Origin of the sequence: Methylobacillus draconifructus, assembly GCF_045984385.1 — a bacterium.
Classification (GTDB): domain Bacteria; phylum Pseudomonadota; class Gammaproteobacteria; order Burkholderiales; family Methylophilaceae; genus Methylobacillus; species Methylobacillus flagellatus_A.
In genome coordinates this window covers 389,013-406,279 of the sequence record NZ_JBJQIJ010000003.1, presented here as the reverse complement: position 1 = coordinate 406,279, position 17,267 = coordinate 389,013, and the positions used below count along the sequence as shown (strand labels likewise).

At 57.0% G+C, this 17,267-nt stretch carries 18 protein-coding genes; 15 read left to right on the top strand and 3 right to left on the bottom strand.

Annotated features, from left to right (window positions below):
* Positions 1–93: 93 nt before the first annotated feature.
* From rpsB to rnhB, 15 genes are all read left to right on the top strand, one after another.
* Positions 94–843 (top strand): 30S ribosomal protein S2, encoded by a 750-nt coding sequence (gene rpsB, locus ACKF11_RS08245; RefSeq protein ID WP_309565346.1) that lies wholly within the window; start codon positions 94–96, stop codon positions 841–843.
* Positions 844–942: 99 nt separating this feature from the next.
* On the top strand, positions 943–1,818 hold the full coding sequence (tsf, locus tag ACKF11_RS08240) for a translation elongation factor Ts (protein WP_407996665.1): 876 nt from the start codon (positions 943–945) through the stop codon (positions 1,816–1,818).
* Positions 1,819–1,926: 108 nt separating this feature from the next.
* Positions 1,927–2,643, top strand: a complete 717-nt coding sequence (gene pyrH, locus ACKF11_RS08235; RefSeq protein ID WP_407996664.1) for a UMP kinase — start codon at positions 1,927–1,929, stop codon at positions 2,641–2,643.
* Between the two features lie 31 nt (positions 2,644–2,674).
* Complete coding sequence (gene frr / locus ACKF11_RS08230) at positions 2,675–3,232, top strand: ribosome recycling factor (RefSeq protein WP_407996663.1); 558 nt, start codon at positions 2,675–2,677, stop codon at positions 3,230–3,232.
* 48 nt (positions 3,233–3,280) lie between these two features.
* The gene (gene uppS / locus ACKF11_RS08225; protein WP_407994910.1) at positions 3,281–4,033 is read left to right on the top strand and encodes an undecaprenyl pyrophosphate synthase; all 753 of its coding nucleotides are present in this window, start codon (positions 3,281–3,283) and stop codon (positions 4,031–4,033) included.
* 1 nt (position 4,034) lies between these two features.
* Complete coding sequence (locus tag ACKF11_RS08220) at positions 4,035–4,865, top strand: phosphatidate cytidylyltransferase (protein WP_407996662.1); 831 nt, start codon at positions 4,035–4,037, stop codon at positions 4,863–4,865.
* Positions 4,862–6,049 (top strand): 1-deoxy-D-xylulose-5-phosphate reductoisomerase, encoded by a 1,188-nt coding sequence (gene ispC, locus ACKF11_RS08215; protein ID WP_309565341.1) that lies wholly within the window; start codon positions 4,862–4,864, stop codon positions 6,047–6,049. The genes ACKF11_RS08220 and ispC overlap by 4 nt, the downstream gene beginning before the upstream one ends.
* Entirely contained in the window at positions 6,043–7,410 is a 1,368-nt protein-coding gene (gene rseP / locus ACKF11_RS08210) for an RIP metalloprotease RseP (RefSeq protein ID WP_407996661.1), read from the top strand. The genes ispC and rseP overlap by 7 nt, the downstream gene beginning before the upstream one ends.
* 17 nt (positions 7,411–7,427) lie before the next feature.
* Positions 7,428–9,788, top strand: coding sequence for an outer membrane protein assembly factor BamA (gene bamA, locus ACKF11_RS08205; RefSeq protein ID WP_407996660.1), 2,361 nt, complete (start codon positions 7,428–7,430; stop codon positions 9,786–9,788).
* A 71-nt stretch (positions 9,789–9,859) separates the two neighbouring features.
* Entirely contained in the window at positions 9,860–10,363 is a 504-nt protein-coding gene (locus tag ACKF11_RS08200) for an OmpH/Skp family outer membrane protein (protein WP_309565338.1), read from the top strand.
* 20 nt (positions 10,364–10,383) lie between these two features.
* Positions 10,384–11,436 (top strand): UDP-3-O-(3-hydroxymyristoyl)glucosamine N-acyltransferase, encoded by a 1,053-nt coding sequence (lpxD, locus tag ACKF11_RS08195; RefSeq protein ID WP_407996659.1) that lies wholly within the window; start codon positions 10,384–10,386, stop codon positions 11,434–11,436.
* A 29-nt stretch (positions 11,437–11,465) separates the two neighbouring features.
* Positions 11,466–11,927: a 3-hydroxyacyl-ACP dehydratase FabZ gene (gene fabZ / locus ACKF11_RS08190; RefSeq protein ID WP_407996658.1), complete on the top strand. Its 462-nt coding sequence runs from the start codon at positions 11,466–11,468 to the stop codon at positions 11,925–11,927.
* Positions 11,928–11,929: 2 nt separating this feature from the next.
* Positions 11,930–12,712: an acyl-ACP--UDP-N-acetylglucosamine O-acyltransferase gene (lpxA, locus tag ACKF11_RS08185; protein WP_407996657.1), complete on the top strand. Its 783-nt coding sequence runs from the start codon at positions 11,930–11,932 to the stop codon at positions 12,710–12,712.
* 14 nt (positions 12,713–12,726) lie between these two features.
* A complete protein-coding gene (lpxB, locus tag ACKF11_RS08180) occupies positions 12,727–13,863 on the top strand; it encodes a lipid-A-disaccharide synthase (RefSeq protein ID WP_407996656.1) in 1,137 nt (378 codons plus the stop codon).
* Positions 13,860–14,441 carry a ribonuclease HII gene (rnhB, locus tag ACKF11_RS08175; protein ID WP_407996655.1) on the top strand — a complete coding sequence of 194 codons (582 nt, stop codon included), beginning with the start codon at positions 13,860–13,862 and terminating at the stop codon, positions 14,439–14,441. Before lpxB ends, rnhB begins: the two co-directional genes overlap by 4 nt.
* 48 nt (positions 14,442–14,489) lie before the next feature.
* Here rnhB and ACKF11_RS08170 read toward each other — a convergent pair whose 3' ends face one another.
* From ACKF11_RS08170 to ACKF11_RS08160, 3 genes are read right to left on the bottom strand one after another with little or no spacing between them, the layout of a single operon-like run.
* The gene (locus ACKF11_RS08170) at positions 14,490–15,200 is read right to left on the bottom strand and encodes an SAM-dependent methyltransferase (RefSeq protein ID WP_407996654.1); all 711 of its coding nucleotides are present in this window, start codon (positions 15,198–15,200) and stop codon (positions 14,490–14,492) included.
* A complete protein-coding gene (locus ACKF11_RS08165) occupies positions 15,197–16,627 on the bottom strand; it encodes a DUF4139 domain-containing protein (RefSeq protein WP_407996653.1) in 1,431 nt (476 codons plus the stop codon). Before ACKF11_RS08165 ends, ACKF11_RS08170 begins: the two co-directional genes overlap by 4 nt.
* Before the next feature lie 25 nt (positions 16,628–16,652).
* Positions 16,653–17,231 (bottom strand): Maf family protein, encoded by a 579-nt coding sequence (locus tag ACKF11_RS08160; protein WP_407996652.1) that lies wholly within the window; start codon positions 17,229–17,231, stop codon positions 16,653–16,655.
* Positions 17,232–17,267 lie beyond the last annotated feature (36 nt).

Genomic DNA, 17,267 nt, shown 5'->3' with positions numbered 1-17,267 from the left:
TGCAAATCTGCACATGCGCCCCGTACAGGGTGTCCGCGCGAAAGCGCGGATGTTGTTGGGCGTATGGAAGCATAACCCTTACTGGAGATTAAAATGTCCGTTACTATGCGTCAAATGCTGGAAGCCGGTGTGCACTTTGGCCACCAAACCCGCTACTGGAATCCCAAGATGTCCCAATACATCTTCGGCGACCGCAACAAGATTCATATCGTCAACCTGGAAAAAACCCTGCCGCTGTTCGAAGATGCATTGAAATACGTGCGTCAACTGGCTGCAAACAAGGGCCGCATCCTGTTTGTCGGCACCAAGCGCCAAGCGCGTGAAATCGTCAAGGAAGAAGCGCAGCGCGCCGGTTGCGCTTACGTCAACCATCGCTGGCTGGGCGGCATGCTGACCAATTTTAAGACCGTCAAGCAGTCCATCAAGCGCCTGAATGAATACGAAGCCCTGTTGCAAGACGGCGGCATCGAGAAGTTCGGCAAGAAGGAAGCCCTGGGCTACAAGCGCGAAGTCGAGAAGCTTGAGCGCTCCATCGGCGGCATTAAGGAAATGGGCGGCCTGCCAGACGCGATTTTCATTATCGACGTCGGCCACGAAAGCGGCGCTGTCACTGAAGCAGCCAAGCTGGGCATCCCTGTGATCGGCGTAGTTGATACCAACAACTCCCCGGACGGCGTAGCGTACGTCATCCCCGGCAACGACGACTCCAGCCGTGCCATCCGCCTCTATGCGCGCGGCATTGCCGATGCAGTGCTGGAAGGCCGTAATCAAAGCATCAACGAAATCGTCAAGGCAGCGTCCGAAGAGGAATTCGTCGAGGTTGAAGAAGCCGCGGCAGAGTAAGACCCTGTCAAAAGGGGGCTCTGGCCCCCTTTTTTTGTACCCGAATTTGGTTAATGAAACCTGGCTAACGCCAACAAAACAATATTCAAGGAGTAAACAATGGCTGAAATTACCGCAAGCATGGTCAAGGAATTGCGTGAGCGCACCGATGCGCCCATGATGGATTGCAAGAAGGCGCTGACAGAAGCTGAAGGCGATATGGCGCGTGCGGAAGAAATCCTGCGTGTACGTTTTGGCAACAAGGCCAGCAAGGCTGCCGGCCGCGTGGCCGCTGAAGGCGTCGTGGCCGTGAGCATCAAGGCCGACGGCAAGCTGGGCGCGATCGTTGAAATCAACTCTGAAACCGACTTCTGTGCCAAGAATGCGGATTTCCTCGCCTTCACCAGCCAAGTAGCCGAGGCTGCCGCCACGAACAAGCCTGCCGATGTGGCTGCCTTGTCCGCACTCAATATCGAAGGCGGCAACGTGGAAGACATCCGCACGCAATTGATCGGCAAGATCGGTGAAAACATCACCGTGCGCCGTTTCGTCGTTACCGAAGCCAAGGGCAAGCTCGTGAGCTACGTTCACGGCGGCAAGATCGGCGTGCTGGTCGACCTGGTTGGCGGCGACGAAGCGCTGGGCAAGGATATTGCCATGCATATCGCCGCTGCAAAGCCAAAGTCCCTGGACGCCAGCGGCATTCCTGCCGAGCTGATCGAAGCCGAGCGCCGCGTCGCGATAGAGAAGGCGAAGGAAGCCGGCAAGCCGGAAGCCATGCTGGACAAGATCGCTGACGGCACCGTGCAGAAGTTCCTCAAGGAAGTGACCTTGTTGAGCCAGCCTTTCGTCAAGGACGACAAGCAAACCATCGATCAGTTGCTCAAGTCCAACAATGCCAGCATCGCTTCTTTCACCATGTATGTGGTCGGTGAAGGCATTGAAAAAGTCGTGACCGATTTTGCTGCTGAAGTTGCCGCTGCGGCAAAGGTGTAAACTAATGGTCGCACCCGTTGCGGCCTGCCGGTAGTAAACGAACGTGGATCGTCTTGATATGTGGGATGATTCACGTTTTGCACAATTTGCATAACAATAAGGAGCCCCATGAGCACTCCCGCCTATAAGCGCATTTTATTGAAACTCTCTGGTGAAGCCCTGATGGGCGACGACAGCTACGGTATCAACCGAGCGACCATTTTCCGGATTGTGGAAGAGGTCAAGGAAGTGGTCGATCTCGGCGTGGAAGTGGCGGTGGTGATCGGCGGGGGCAATATTTTCCGCGGCGTTGCGCCGGCGGCAGAAGGCATGGACAGGGCGACGGCGGACTACATGGGCATGCTGGCTACGGTCATGAATGCCTTGGCGTTGCAGGACGCGATGCGCCAGGTGGGCCTGGTGAGCCGCGTGCAGTCCGCATTGAATATCGAGCAGGTGGCCGAGCCTTATATTCGCGGCAAGGCCATCCGCTATCTTGAAGAAGGCCGTGTGGTCATCTTCGGCGCAGGGACGGGCAATCCGTTCTTTACCACCGATACCGCGGCTGCCTTGCGCGGCATGGAAATCAACGCGGAAATCGTGCTCAAGGCGACCAAGGTGGACGGCGTGTATACGGATGACCCGAAACGCAATCCCGAAGCCATGCGCTACAAGACGCTGACATTCGACGAGGCGATCGTCAAGAATCTGAAAGTCATGGATGCGACGGCATTGACATTGTGCCGCGACCAGAAGTTACCAATCTCCGTGTTCAGCATCTTCCGCCAGGGAGCGCTGAAACGGGTCGTACTGGGTGAAGACGAGGGAACGCGCGTTCTGCCTTGAATACCCGGATACATGCTTAGCAGGAGACATCATGATACAAGACGTAAAAAACACTGCAGAACAGAAAATGCAGAAGTCCATCGAGGCTTTGAAGGCCGATTTGAGCAAGGTGCGCACTGGCCGGGCGCATACCGGGCTGCTTGACCACGTGCAGGTTGAATATTACGGTTCCATGGTGGCGATCAACCAGGTCGCCAATGTGAACCTGGGCGATGCGCGTACCCTCAACGTGCAGGCATACGAAAAGAGCATGACGGCCAAGGTGGAAAAGGCGATCCGGGATTCTGACCTGGGCCTCAACCCTGCCACCAACGGCGATGTGATCCGGGTCCCCATGCCCATGCTGACCGAAGAGCGCCGCCGCGACCTGATCAAGGTGGTGCGTGGCGAGGCGGAAAATGCCAAGGTGGCGGTACGCAACGTACGCCGCGATGCCAATGATGCGCTGAAAAAACTGGTCAAGGATAAGGAAATCAGCGAGGATGACGAGCGTCGCGCGCAGGATGACGTGCAGAAGCTCACGGACAAGTTTGTAGCGGAGATCGACAAGCTGCTGCAGACCAAGGAAACCGAGTTGATGGCTGTTTAATTGCGGCAGCCAGTGATTTTATATTGTTTCTATCCCATGGAGCATTGAGTGGCACTTTTTTCCAGCTCCACCCAGACCATCCCGGTAACGGGCGATATTCCCCAGCACATTGCCGTGATCATGGACGGCAATGGCCGCTGGGCCAAGAAGCGCTTTCTCCCCCGAGTCGCAGGGCATAAGCGCGGCGTCGAGGTCGTGCGCGAAGTCGTGCGCCTGTGTGCAAACCATGGCGTGAAATACCTCACGCTGTTTGCGTTCAGCAGTGAAAACTGGCGCCGTCCTGCGGATGAAGTCAGCTTCTTGATGAACCTGTTCATGGAAGCGCTGCAACAAGAGGTCGGCAAGCTCGACGAAAACAATATCTGCTTGCGCATGATCGGGGATTGCTCCCGTTTCGACCCGGCCCTTGTGGACAAGATTGCGGAAGCCGAGGCGCAGACGGCTAGCAATGACGGACTGACCCTGACGGTCGCGGTCAACTATGGCGGCCGCTGGGACATCATGCAGGCAATGAAGCGCCTGCTGGCCGAGAAGCCTGGCCTTGCGCAAAGCTTCACGGAATCCGATCTGGCAGCCTATCTCAGCATGCATTACGCGCCCGAGCCGGATTTGTTCATCCGTACGGGAGGGGAGCAGCGTATCAGCAACTTCCTGTTATGGCAGCTCGCCTACAGCGAGTTGTATTTCACCGAGACCCTGTGGCCGGATTTCGACGAGGCCGAGTTCAAGCGCGCGATTGCGTCCTACCAGCAGCGCGAGCGCCGCTTTGGACGCACGAGCGAACAGCTGGTTGCGGACTGATATGCTGAAGACCCGCTTGCTGACGGCTGCTATCCTGATCCCCGCATTCTTGGCGGTGTTGTTCGTGTTGCCGGAGCCTTACTGGTCCTTATTAATGCTTGCCGGCGTCCTAATCGGCTTGTGGGAGTGGTCCCATATGGCCGGCTTCAAGCCGGCTGTCCGCGTCCTTTATATTGCCGCCTCCGCTATCGCAGGTGTGTTCTTTACTTTCTGGCAAGGGCCGGCAAATGCCTTTATGCAGGAATATGCGCTTTACTGGGGTTTGCCCTTGGCGGCAGCTTTCTGGATTACCCTCGTGCCGATCTGGTTATGGCGCCGTACACAGGTAAGGAACCCTTATCTCATGATGCTTGCAGGGTGGTGGATCGTCCTGCCTTTATGGCTGGCGCTCGTCAGCTTGCGCGCGATCAGCCCCTGGCTGCTGTTGGCCATCATGCTCGTGGTCTGGATTGCCGATAGTGCAGCCTATTTCGCCGGCAAGCGTTTCGGCAAGCACAAGCTGGCGGTCAGTATCAGCCCGGGCAAGACCTGGGAGGGCGTGCTAGGCGCATTGGTCGCCGTGAGTCTGTACGGAGTGGCGTTATGCATTGCTTTTGACTTGAATGTCTTGTTGATCGCAGGATTCTGGGTGTTGACGGTTTTCAGCATTATGGGCGACCTGCTCGAATCGTTGATCAAGCGCCAGGCGGGCTTCAAGGATAGCGGCAACCTGTTGCCCGGCCATGGCGGCATTCTTGATCGTGTCGATGGACTGACATCCAGCCTGCCGCTGGCGGCGTTTTTTCTTCATTTGCCTCTTTATTACCAAGCGTGGATGCATTCCGCCTCATGACGCCCATGCTACAAAACGTCACCATTCTGGGCGCCACCGGCACCATAGGACTCAATACCCTGGACGTGATCGCCAGGCACCCTGGACGCTATCGCGTGTTTGCCCTTACGGCCAACTCCCGTGTCGACGAGCTGGCTGAACTTTGTCTGCAATATCGGCCCCGCTATGCCGTCATGCTGGATAGCGACGCGGCGGAAAAGCTGCAGCAAAGGCTGAAAGGCGCGGAAACTCAGGTGCTTTCAGGCCTGGAGGCGCTGGAAGAGGTCGCGGCGCATCCCGAGGTCCATGTGGTCATGGCGGCCATCGTCGGCGCCGCAGGGCTCAAGCCTGCCATGGCGGCGGCATATGCCGGAAAGCGGATTCTCCTCGCCAACAAGGAAACCCTGGTGATGGCGGGCAAGCTATTCATGCAGGCAGTGGAGGAGGGCGGCGCCACCTTGCTGCCGATCGACAGCGAGCATAACGCGATCTTCCAGGTCATGCCGCCGGCCCGTTTGGCTGCACTCGAGCACGGCGGCGTCAGGCGTATTTTGCTGACCGCTTCAGGCGGTCCTTTCCGCAAGGCAAGCGCCGCCGAGCTGATGGCAGTGACGCCCGCGCAAGCATTGAACCATCCGAACTGGGTCATGGGGCCCAAGATCACGATCGATTCCGCGACGCTCATGAACAAGGGGCTGGAAGTCATCGAGGCGCACTGGCTGTTCAATGCGCCGGCGGAGAAGATCGAAGTGGTGGTGCACCCGCAGAGCGTGATTCATTCCATGGTGGAATATGTGGACGGCTCCGTGCTGGCGCAAATGGGCAATCCGGACATGCGCACCCCGATCGCCTACGGCCTTGGATATCCTGAAAGGCTGGAAGCCGGGGTTAACGCCCTGGATTTGTTCAAGGTCGGTCGGCTTGATTTCGAAGCGCCGGATACTTCGCGCTTTCCGTGCTTGCGTCTGGCGTTCGATGCCTTGCGCCACGGAGGCACTGCGCCCGCCATCCTTAATGCGGCGAACGAGGTGGCAGTGGACGCCTTCCTCAACGGTAATATTGGGTTCCAGGATATTCCGCGCCTGATCGAGGCCGTGCTGACAGCCATGGATATCGAAGCCGTATCATCCGTTTCCCAGCTGGTCGAAGCCGACTCCCTGGCACGGTCTCATGCCATGGAATGGAGACAGTTGGAAGCATGTTGACCTTGCTCGCCTTTCTGGTGACCCTCGGCATTCTGATTGCCGTGCATGAGTACGGCCATTTCCAGGTGGCGCGCTGGTGCAATGTCAAGGTGCTGCGTTTCTCCTTGGGTTTCGGCAAACCTATTTTTAGGCGGCGCTTTGGCGCGGACAATACCGAGTTCGTGATCTCGGCCTTGCCGCTGGGCGGATACGTCAAGATGCTGGACGAGCGCGAACTGCCGGTGCCCGGCAGCGTCAGCGAAGCCGAATTGACGCGGGCGTTCAACCGGCAACCCGTCTGGAAAAGGATTGCGATCGTGTCCGCGGGCCCGGCGGCCAACCTGCTGTTGGCGATTTTCCTTTACTGGGTATTGTTCATGCAGGGCGTGCCGGGCATGAAGCCTATGCTTGGGGAAGTGCCTGCCCAAACGCCTGCCGCGCAGGCCGGGCTGAAAAGCAACGACTTGATCACTGCAGTGGCTGGCGAGCCGGTCGCGAGCTGGACTGACGTGCGCTGGATATTGTTGCAGGAGGCGATCAAGTCCCCTGCGGTGACGGTCAAGGTCAAGGATGAGGCGCAGCGCGAGCATGAAGCCGAGCTGAAGCTGGACAGTATCGAAAAGGAAGATTTCGAGTCCGATTTCCTTGAAAAGCTGGGCCTCGCACCTTACCGTCCCGCCATGCCTGCGCGCTTGGGGGACATCATGCCTGACAGCGTAGCGGCCAGGGCTGGTTTGCAAACCGGTGACGAAGTGCTGGCGGTCAACGACAGGCCCATCGATGAGTGGGAGCAATTTGTCACCTTGGTGCGCGAGCAGCCGGATCAGCCGTTGACATTGCGGTTGAAGCGCGGCGAGCGGCAGCTGGATGCGGTGGTCATCCCGCAGGCTGTAGATGAAAATGGCACGAAGATAGGCCGGATAGGCGCTGCCTACCAGGTAGACGAAGCCCTCGTGGAAAAGTTGAGTGTCACCGTGAGCTACGGGCCTTTGCAATCTTTTACCCGGGCGGTGGATAAAACCTGGGAAACATCTGTCTTTAGCATCAAGATGCTGGCGCGCATGGTGACCGGCGAGGCTTCTTGGAAAGGCGTGAGCGGCCCGGTGACGATAGCGAGTTATGCCGGCCAGAGCGCCCATATCGGATGGAAGTCGTTCATCGGCTTCCTGGCCTTGATCAGTATCAGCCTCGGGGTGCTTAATCTATTGCCCGTGCCAGTGTTGGACGGGGGGCATTTGTTGTATTATACGATAGAGATTTTCAAGGGCAGCCCGGTCTCTGAAGCCGCTATGGAAGTGGGCCAGCGTATAGGTTTGGCGATATTGGCTTTATTGATGGCAGTCGCTTTTTACAATGACATCACCAGGTTTATAACAGGTTGATCTTAATGAAGTTTGGCATGAAGCTTAAACATATCCCATTACTAATCCTGGCTCTTTATTCCACTTCAGCATTGGCTCAGGATCCTTTCGTGGTAAAGGACATCCGTGTAGAAGGCCTGCAACGGACTGAAGCCGGTACGGTGTTCAACTATTTGCCCGTGCGTGTGGGCGATACCATGACAGAGGAAAAAGCCACGCAGGCGATTAAGTCGCTCTACGGCACCGGCTTCTTCAAGGACGTGCGGATCGAGTCCGACAACGGCATCGTCGTCGTGATGGTGCAGGAGCGCTCGGCCATTGCTCAGCTCGTCTTCAATGGCAACAAATCCTTTCCAACGGACAAGATGAAAGAAGGCCTGAAGCAGATCGGCCTCGCCGAAGGATTGATTTTCGACCAGTCCATGCTGGACCGCGCAGAGCAGGAAATCAAGCGGCAATACCTCTCCCAGGGCAAGTATGGCGCCTCGGTGAAGACCTCGGTGACACCGCTCGAGCGTAACCGCGTCGCCGTGCGCTTTGACATCGAAGAAGGCGCGGTATCCAAGATCCGCAATATCAATATCGTCGGTAACAAGGATTACACCAAGGAAGAGCTGTTGGAAAAGCTGACGCTGACCACGCCCAACTGGCTCACCTGGTGGAACAAGAACGACCAGTATTCCCGCCAGAAGCTGACGGCCGACCTGGAAGCGCTGCGTTCTTTCTATATGAACCAGGGCTATCTGGAATTCAATATCGATTCGACCCAGGTATCCATCACGCCGGACAAGCGGGATATCTACATCACGATCAATGTCACCGAAGGCGAGAAGTACACCGTGACCGACGTCAAGCTGGCCGGTGAAATGCTGATTCCTGAAGCCGAGGCGCGCAGTCTGATCTCCGTCTCGTCAGGGGAGGTGTTCAATCGCCAGCGCGTTACGGAATCAAGCAAGGCGATCAATGATCGTCTGGGCAATGACGGTTACGCCTTTTCCAACGTCAATGCGATTCCCGAAGTCGACAAGGAAAAGCATACCGTCGCATTTACTTTCTACATTGACCCGGGCCGCCGCGTTTATGTGCGCCGCATCAACCTGACCGGCAATACGCGGACTCGGGACGAAGTGTTGCGCCGCGAAATGCGCCAGCTGGAGTCTGCCTGGTATGGTGCGGACAAGATCGAGCGCTCCAAGCAGCGTCTCGAGAGATTGCAGTATTTCTCTGACGTCAACGTCGAGACGCCTGCGGTCCCAGGCACCAACGACCAGGTCGACCTCAATATCAACGTGACGGAACGCTCGACCGGTAGCGTCATGTTCGGTGCCGGCTTGTCCAGCTATGAAGGCGTGGTGCTAGGCGTGACCATCAACCAGAACAACTTCCTTGGCACGGGTAACCGCGTGGCTGCGCAGGTTAATACTGGCCGTATCAACACTGTGTACTCGTTGACTTACACGGACCCTTACTTCACCCCGGACGGCATCAGCCGCGGCTTCAACGTCTACCATCGCAAGGTCGATACGACTTACCTGCGTACCGGTGATTACAAGACCGCGTCTTACGGTGCGGGCGTGAATTTCGGCATGCCGTTGAATGAGCGGGATTTCGTCAGCGCCGGCTTGACCTTTGATTACACTGACGTTGAGCTGAGCAGCAATAGCCCGCCGCAGTTCAAGCGCTATTGCAGCAGTTCCGAAGACGCCAACAGTTGCAGCAACAGCTCCTGGTTTGTTAACCTGGCTTGGACGCATGATACGCGCGATAACATCATGTTCCCGAATAAAGGGGTGCTGCAGCGCATCAGCTCCGAGGTTGCCTTGCCCGGCCTTGATTTACAGTACTATAAACTGGAATACAAGCATGCCTGGTACAAGGATATCAGCAAGAGCGTCACTCTGATGCTGAATGGTGAAATCGGCTATGGCAATACCTATGGCGATAAAGATTATCCATTCTTCAAGAACTTCTATGCCGGTGGCGTGAACTCAGTACGTGGCTATGAGCAGAGTTCGATTGGTCCTCGTATTTATGATACACAAGGCCAGTATCGTGATTTTGCTGCCGGTGGTACGAAGCGATTTCTTGCTAATGCAGAACTGTATTTTCCCATACCAGGTATGAAGGACAATAATGCCTTGCGCTTAAGTACTTTCATTGATGCAGGTTCCATTGCTGGCGATGGCATTGATGAGTCTGGTGCTTGTATAGATAGCCGTGGACAAGTGTCAGGCTGCCCATATTCAACAAGTTTAAGCGATATACGCTACTCCACGGGCATCGGGGTCAGCTGGCTGTCGCCGTTCGGCCCGATCAAGCTGGTGCTGGCCAAGCCACTCAACAAGCAAGATGGCGATCGTACCCAGATGCTGCAATTCCAGATGGGGCAGCAGTTCTAAGCTAGTCTAGAATACTGTATGGTTAATTTGAAATTATTGAAGCAAAAGCTTGTATATCAGGAGAAAGTCAATTGAATAAGTTGTTGAAAAGTCTGTTGGTTGCCACTGCTTTGTCTTTCGCAGCCAGTACCCAGGCCGCCGAATTGAAGATCGGCTATGTGCAGGTTGACAAGATCCTGCAGGAAGCGCCGCAAACTGCCGAGAGCGGCAAGAAGCTGGAAAAGGAGTTCGGCCCGCGTACCAACGAGCTTGACCGCCTGCAAAAACAGATCCGCGATCTGGAGACTGCGCTGGAAAAGGACAGCTTGACCATGTCGGAAGCCGACCGACGCAACAAGGAGCGCGATGCCTCCAACCTCAAGATCGAGTTCCAGCGCAAACAGCGCGAGCTGCGCGAAGATGTCAACCTGCGCAAGAATGAAGAGCTGGGCGTGCTGCAGGACAGGATCAACAAGGCGGTCACGGCTGTTTCCGAAGCCGAGGGCTACGACCTGGTGGTATACGGCGGCGTGGCTTATGCCAACAAGAAGATCGACATTACCGACAAGGTATTGAAATCCCTGGGCAAGAAGTAAGCCCAGCCAATAGCCATTCAATGAGTACGTCGTATTCCCTGCGGGAGATCGTATCCAGACTGGGAGGCGATGTGGTGGGGCAGGGTGACATCCTGATCTCTCGCGTTGCCTCCCTTGCCAATGCCCAGGCAGGGCAGATCAGTTTCCTGACCGATTCCAAGTATCGATCCGTGCTTGCCGCCACCAAGGCAAGCGCGGTCATATTGACCCCGGACAACCGTGACCTCACGGCATTGCCGAGGATACTCACGGACAACCCCTACGCCTATTTTGCCAAGGTCTCGGATTTGCTTAACCCTAGGCCGCAATATGTGGCAGGGGTGGATGAAACCGCCGCGATTGCCCCCAGCGCGCAAGTGCCGGCCAGTTGCACCATCATGGCGAAGGCCGTAGTCGGTGCCAATGCGGTGCTGGGCGAGCATGTGGTTATTCATCCAGGCTGTGTTGTCGGCGAGGGCGTGGAAATCGGTGCACATTCGGTATTGCATGCCAACGTCACGATTTACCACCACTGCGTGATCGGGGAGCGCTGTAGCATATTCTCTGGCAGCGTCATTGGCGGGGATGGGTTTGGCTATGCCCCCGAGCATGGTCGCTGGGTGAAGATTCCGCAGGTCGGGCGCGTCGTCATCGAGAACGACGTGGATATCGGCGCCAATACCACCATCGACCGGGGCGCGATCGACGATACCATCATCCATGAAGGCTGCAAGATCGACAACCTGGTGCAGATCGGCCATAACTGCCGCATAGGCGCGCACTCCGTGATTGCGGGCTGCGTCGGCATCGCGGGCAGCGCCGTATTGGGGAGGCATTGCCGTATCGGCGGGGCTGCCATGATACTGGGCCACCTTGAAATCGCCGATGGCGTGACCGTGTCGCCTGGGAGTATGATTACACGTTCGTTGACGAAGGCGGACACTTACACGGCATTGATGCCATTCCAGAGACATGAAGACTGGCTCAGGACCGCTGCAGGTATCAGACGATTGGGAGAGCTTGCGGAGCGGGTCAAGCAATTGGAAAAGCAATTGGCGCCCCTGCAGGCATCTGGTATCCAGAGAGATAAATAATAATTTGATGTTGAGAAACGAGAAAAGCCATGACTGAACAAGCTATTACGAGCATGGATATTCATGAAATACTGAATTACCTGCCACACCGATATCCTTTTGTATTGGTGGATCGTGTGCTTTCGCTGGAACTGAACAAAGAGATCGTGGCCGTGAAGAACGTCACGATCAACGAGCCTTTCTTCCCGGGCCATTTTCCTTACCATCCAGTCATGCCGGGCGTGTTGATCGTGGAAGCGTTGGCCCAGGCAGCCGCCATCCTGTCGTTCAAGACCATGGACACCAAGCCCAACGACAAGTCCGTGTATTACTTTGCAGGCATGGATAATGTCCGCTTCAAGAAGCCGGTATCGCCTGGCGACCAGCTCGTTCTCAAGGTCAGCATAGATCGCATATTGCGCGGTATCTGGAAATACAAGGGGGAGGCCCTGGTGGATGGCGCTGTCGTCGCTGAAGCGGAAATGATGTGTATCCTGAAAGCGATTGACTAAGCATGGCCGAACCGAGGATACATCCTACCGCGATTATTGATCCCAAGGCCGAGCTCGATTCCAGCGTAGAAGTCGGCGCATTCACCATTATCGGGCCAGGTGTCCGTATCGGCGCCGGTACCCGCGTGGCGAGCCATGTGGTAATCAAGGGGCCTACCACCATCGGCAAGGACAACCAGATATTCCAGTACTCATCCTTGGGCGAGGTGCCGCAAGACAAGAAGTTCAAGGACGAGCCAACCCTGCTGGAAATCGGCGACGGCAATACCATCCGCGAGTTCTGCACTTTCAATCGCGGTACCGTGCAGGACAAGGGCACAACCAAGATCGGCAGCCACAACTGGATCATGGCCTACGTGCACATCGCCCACGATTGCGTGGTCGGCGACCATACCATTTTTGCCAACAACTCTTCGCTGGCGGGACATGTCGACGTGCATGACCACGCCATCCTCGGCGGATTCACCTTGATCCACCAGTTCTGCAAAATCGGCTCCCATGTGATCACAGCAGTGGGCTCGGTCGTATTCAAGGATATTCCGCCTTACGTCACGGCTGCCGGCTATGATGCCAAGCCGCACGGCATCAACTCCGAGGGGCTGAAGCGCCGTGGCTTCTCTGCGGACAATATCCTGCAGATCAAGCGCGCGTACAAGACCTTGTACCGCAACGGCCTGACGCTGGAAGAAGCCAAGCAGCAATTGGCAGAGCAAAGCAAGACATCGCCAGAGCTGGATATCCTGGTCGATTTCCTCAACCAATCAACCCGCGGCATCGTCCGCTAGAAGCAGGGTGTGTCATGCCGACCATTGGTATTGTGGCCGGAGAGGCTTCTGGCGACTTATTGGGCAGCCATTTGATCCGGGCGCTGAAAAAGCAGCGTCCTGACCTCAAGTTCGTCGGCATTGCCGGCCCCAAGATGATCGCCGAAGGCGCGGAAACCCTGTTCCCGATGGAACGGCTTTCCGTGCGCGGTTACGTCGAGGTGCTGCGCCATTTGCCGGGATTGCTCAAAATCCGCAAGGAAGTGGCGCAACACTTTCTCGATCATCGTCCCGACGTGTTTATCGGGATTGATGCGCCGGACTTCAATTTCACGCTGGAGCGCAAGCTCAAGCGCCAGGGAATTTCCACCGTGCATTATGTCAGTCCCTCGATCTGGGCATGGCGGCGCGGCAAGATCAAGAAAATCCAGCAGGCGGTATCGCACATGTTGGCGCTGTTCCCGTTCGAGCCGGAAATTTATCGGCAGGCCGGGGTGCCCGTCTCGTATGTCGGCCATCCCCTGGCGGATATGCTGCCGTTGGAGCCTGATCTTGAAGGAGCCCGCGAAGAGCTCAAGCTGCCGCAGGACAGCCTGGTCATCGCCATGCTGCCAGGCAGCCGCCAGAGCGAGGTGCAGCAATTGGCAGACCTGTACATCAAGACCGCCAAGCTCATTTTTGCCGAGCGGCCCGATGCGCGCTTCCTGGTGCCGTTGATTACCCGCGAGACGCGCGCCATCTTCGAGCGCGCCTTGTATGCGAATGAAGGCTACGACTTGCCGGTGAACATCATGTTCGGACATGCGCACCAGGCGATGGAAGCTGCGAATGCCGTGATCGTGGCCTCCGGCACCGCGACCCTGGAAGCCGCCTTGATCAAGCGGCCCATGATCATTACCTACCGCATGCCTAATCTGAGCTGGCAGATATTGAAGCGTATGAAATACCTGCCTTACGTCGGCTTGCCGAACGTCTTGGCTGGGAGGTTCATCGTGCCGGAGTTGTTGCAGCATGATGCCGTGCCGGAAAAACTGGCAGCGACCTTGCTGCAGATGCTCAACGACAAATCCCGGATTGCCGACATACAAACGGAGTTTCGCCGCATGCATGAGCTGCTGCGGCAAAATACGGAGGAGAAGGCGGCGCAGGCAGTGCTGTCTTTCATCAAATGAGCAATGAACGCGTGATTATCTGCGGCGTGGATGAGGCCGGCCGGGGCCCTCTGGCGGGGGCGGTCTACGCCGCGGCCGTGATCCTGGACCCGCAGCGTCCTATCCTTGGCCTGGCAGATTCCAAGACACTCAGCGAGAAAAAGCGTGATACGCTGGCAGTCGAGATCAAGCAGCACGCGCTGGCCTGGGCGATTGCCTCGTGCAGCGCCGAAGAGATCGACGAGATCAACATTCTACAGGCAAGCCTGCTGGCGATGAAGCGCGCGATCGATCAATTGACGGTAATGCCCATGCGGGTGCTGGTCGACGGCTTCCATTGCCCCAAGATCACGATACCCGCACAAGGCATCGTCAAGGGGGACAGCAAGGTGCAGGAGATTGCTGCCGCCTCTATCCTGGCGAAGACGGCGCGCGACTATGAAATGGTGGAAATGCATGCGCGCTATCCGCAGTATGACTTCGCCAAGCATAAGGGCTATCCGACAGCCCACCACCTCAGGCTGCTTGCCGAGCATGGCGCCTGCGATATCCACAGGCGCAGTTATGCGCCGGTCAAGAAAGTGTTGGGGCTGGTCTAGGTAGGTTTCTAATGCCGGGCCTAGGAATTAAGATTCAGGCCCGGTGTTTCATGCAAGCAGCAGGAACACCGTTGGCTGCTTGTGCAGTTCCGGCAATTCCGACTTTTTCCAATCCTTGATGGGCTTGCTGACGATCAGCTCGGTCGGCAGGCTGATGTTGCGCGCGATGCACAACCTGGTTTCCGCTGCGCAATGGGCGAGCATGTCCTCTAGCAGGTGCTGGTTGCGGTAAGGCGTCTCGATGAAAATCTGTGTTTCCTGCTGTTGCCTCGATTGGCGTTCGATATCCTTGAGCTTCTGAATCCTGGCTTGCTTGTCGCTAGGCAAGTAGCCGAGAAATGCGAAACGCTGCCCGTTCAATCCCGACCCCATCAGCGCCAGCAGGATGGAAGAAGGGCCGACCAGCGGGGCGACGCGGATGTTCTTTCTATGGGCCAGTGCCGCCAGGCGAGCGCCAGGGTCGGCAATCCCGGGGCAGCCTGCCTCAGACATCAGCCCCACGTCCTGCCCGGCGAGCAACGGCGCCAGCAAGGCGGGCAGCTCCGTATCCGGCGTATGCTCGTTGAGCGTCAGCAGTGTCAGCTCCCGGACGGGTTTGGCCGTCTTGACCAGGCCGAGAAAGCGCCGTGCGGTTTTCTCATTCTCGACAACAAAGGTCTCCAGGCCTTGCGCCAGTTGAATGACCTCCTGCGGCAAGGCTTGCTGGATATTGTCCGCCCCCAGCGTCACCGGGAGCATGTATAGCGTGCCTGCGCTCAATGCTTCACCTGCACGCGGTAAGTGAGCGTGGCGCTGCCTTCCGCCGGGATATTGATACTCCAAGTGGCCGTGTTGCTGCTGGTTTTTGTGCTGGGACGGCTTTGTGACAATATGCTCCAGTCGCCGGGGATCGGCTCAACGACCTTGACTGTGACAGCCTGGTTCTTGGCATTCTTGATCACGATTTCGTAAGCGCTCTCGAACTGGCTGTTGCCCTTGGCAGGGTTGGACAGTTTCTTGAAGTCGGTCTGCTTCTTGTTGGCGGTGACGTCAAAGGCTTCCCCGAGCTTGAGACGCACGGTTTCGTTCTTTGCGGTATGGTCGATATTGTCCTCGCCGACAAATTGGGCATTGCCTTGGCTATCTTTCTTGTATACCCGCATGATGCCCTTGGGGATGGGTTTGCCGAGCTTTGCGCTTTCCTTGTTATCGAACTCGACGAAAACGCCCACTTTCAGTTTCTGGCCCAGGTCTCCCTGGCTGGACTGGTAGTAGTAGGGAGAACCTCTCAATACCAGCTCCTTGCGCACAGGCACTGACTGGGCGCTGAGCAAAGCCACCTGCTTGGTCTGGTTTTCGGCGAGGGTGGTGGGGCGTTCGAGCGTATAGAGGTGATATTCGAGCAACGCTTCCTGGGCCATGGCAGGGGCGGCATCCGCCACCATCATCTCGTTCTTGCGCATCAATGCCATTGGCGCAGGCGGCGGAGCGACACGGTTGACGTCGCCAGCGACCAATTGCAGCTTGGCATCCCGGTATGTGGTGCCGCTAGTGTTGGACAGTGTGACCCAGCCGGATAGATCAAGACGGTCTTCTGCCGCATTGAGCTCGGCGACATAGTCGGCCTGCCAGCTCAAGCCATGGGTAAGGTAGCTCAGCTCGACATCCTGCGGACCGGATTGCCTGGTGTTGACCTGGGTCACCAAGGTCGGGCGGTCACGCAGGTTTTCCGGCACGTCGGGATACACGATGCGGCCGGGAACCCCGGTTTCTATCCGGTTGCCCATCTTGAGCACCGTGCCGTTGTTGGCGGCCAGCACGTAGGCTTGCTCTACGGTTTCAGCGCCCGTGGCAGGATTGGTGCGGATCACCTGCACCGTCTGGCCGATATATTTCTCCAGGAGTTTCTCCGGGCTGAGCAGGTCATAGTCGAAATTCTGCTCCAATGTCTGCAATTGCCCGCTCAAACTGCGCAACAATGCAGTTTCAGGGCGGATCTGCGCACTGACGTCGCGCAAGGCCAATGCATTGAGGCCCGATTGCAGGTTGACCTTGCGCTGGTCTTTCACCAGGGCGAGGTCGCCGTTGTAAATCGTCACGGCGACGCTTTGCTGGTCGTGCAGAGTGCTGCGGATTTCATCGGGGGCTGCAATGGCGTGGAAGGCGGCCATCAGGCTCGCGGCAATCATAGTGCGTTTCAAGATCATGGAATCTCCTCTGGGGGAACTCTGTTTATATGACGTCGACACCCTGGCTGGCCAGCATGTCGATGAGGCGTATCAGCGGCAAGCCAATTAGCGCATTGGGGTCGTCGCCCTCCATGGCAGCGATCACGGCGATACCCAATCCTTCCGATTTTGCGCTGCCGGCGCATTGATAAGGCTGTTCTTTTCGCAGATAGTTCTCGATCTGCCGGTCGCTCAGGTCGCGGAATTTCACGGTATAGGGCACGACATCGGCCTGCATTTCCTGTGTGGCAGCATTGTAGAGGCAGAGGGCGCTATGAAAAACCACGCTGCAACCGCGCATCAGGGTCAATTGCCTCACGGCATTATCATGCGTCACGGGCTTGCCTAGCTGCAGGCCGTCCAGGGTCGCCACCTGGTCGCAGCCGATGACCAATGCATCGGGAAATGCCTCCGCCACTTTCCTGGCCTTGGCTTGGGCTAGGCGCAGTGCGGTATGCTCCGGAGCCTCCCCGGGCTGTGGCGTCTCGTCTATATCAGGGGATTGCACGCTGAAGGGCAATTGCAGGCGAGCTAGCAGTTCACGCCGGTAAGGGGAAGAGGAAGCAAGGATCAGGGGCTGCATACAAGGTTGAACGGTCAAAACTTCATTGTGGCACGG

What these genes read in the sequence shown, in the direction of transcription:
- rpsB (WP_309565346.1), top strand. Translation starts at nt 94, where the DNA reads ATGTCCGTTACTATGCGTCAAATGCTGGAAGCCGGTGTGCACTTTGGC.
- tsf (WP_407996665.1), top strand. Translation starts at nt 943, where the DNA reads ATGGCTGAAATTACCGCAAGCATGGTCAAGGAATTGCGTGAGCGCACC.
- pyrH (WP_407996664.1), top strand. Translation starts at nt 1,927, where the DNA reads ATGAGCACTCCCGCCTATAAGCGCATTTTATTGAAACTCTCTGGTGAA.
- frr (WP_407996663.1), top strand. Translation starts at nt 2,675, where the DNA reads ATGATACAAGACGTAAAAAACACTGCAGAACAGAAAATGCAGAAGTCC.
- ACKF11_RS08220 (WP_407996662.1), top strand. Translation starts at nt 4,035, where the DNA reads ATGCTGAAGACCCGCTTGCTGACGGCTGCTATCCTGATCCCCGCATTC.
- ispC (WP_309565341.1), top strand. Translation starts at nt 4,862, where the DNA reads ATGACGCCCATGCTACAAAACGTCACCATTCTGGGCGCCACCGGCACC.
- rseP (WP_407996661.1), top strand. Translation starts at nt 6,043, where the DNA reads ATGTTGACCTTGCTCGCCTTTCTGGTGACCCTCGGCATTCTGATTGCC.
- bamA (WP_407996660.1), top strand. Translation starts at nt 7,428, where the DNA reads ATGAAGCTTAAACATATCCCATTACTAATCCTGGCTCTTTATTCCACT.
- lpxD (WP_407996659.1), top strand. Translation starts at nt 10,384, where the DNA reads ATGAGTACGTCGTATTCCCTGCGGGAGATCGTATCCAGACTGGGAGGC.
- fabZ (WP_407996658.1), top strand. Translation starts at nt 11,466, where the DNA reads ATGACTGAACAAGCTATTACGAGCATGGATATTCATGAAATACTGAAT.
- lpxA (WP_407996657.1), top strand. Translation starts at nt 11,930, where the DNA reads ATGGCCGAACCGAGGATACATCCTACCGCGATTATTGATCCCAAGGCC.
- lpxB (WP_407996656.1), top strand. Translation starts at nt 12,727, where the DNA reads ATGCCGACCATTGGTATTGTGGCCGGAGAGGCTTCTGGCGACTTATTG.
- rnhB (WP_407996655.1), top strand. Translation starts at nt 13,860, where the DNA reads ATGAGCAATGAACGCGTGATTATCTGCGGCGTGGATGAGGCCGGCCGG.
- ACKF11_RS08165 (WP_407996653.1), bottom strand. Translation starts at nt 16,627, where the DNA reads ATGATCTTGAAACGCACTATGATTGCCGCGAGCCTGATGGCCGCCTTC.
- ACKF11_RS08160 (WP_407996652.1), bottom strand. Translation starts at nt 17,231, where the DNA reads ATGCAGCCCCTGATCCTTGCTTCCTCTTCCCCTTACCGGCGTGAACTG.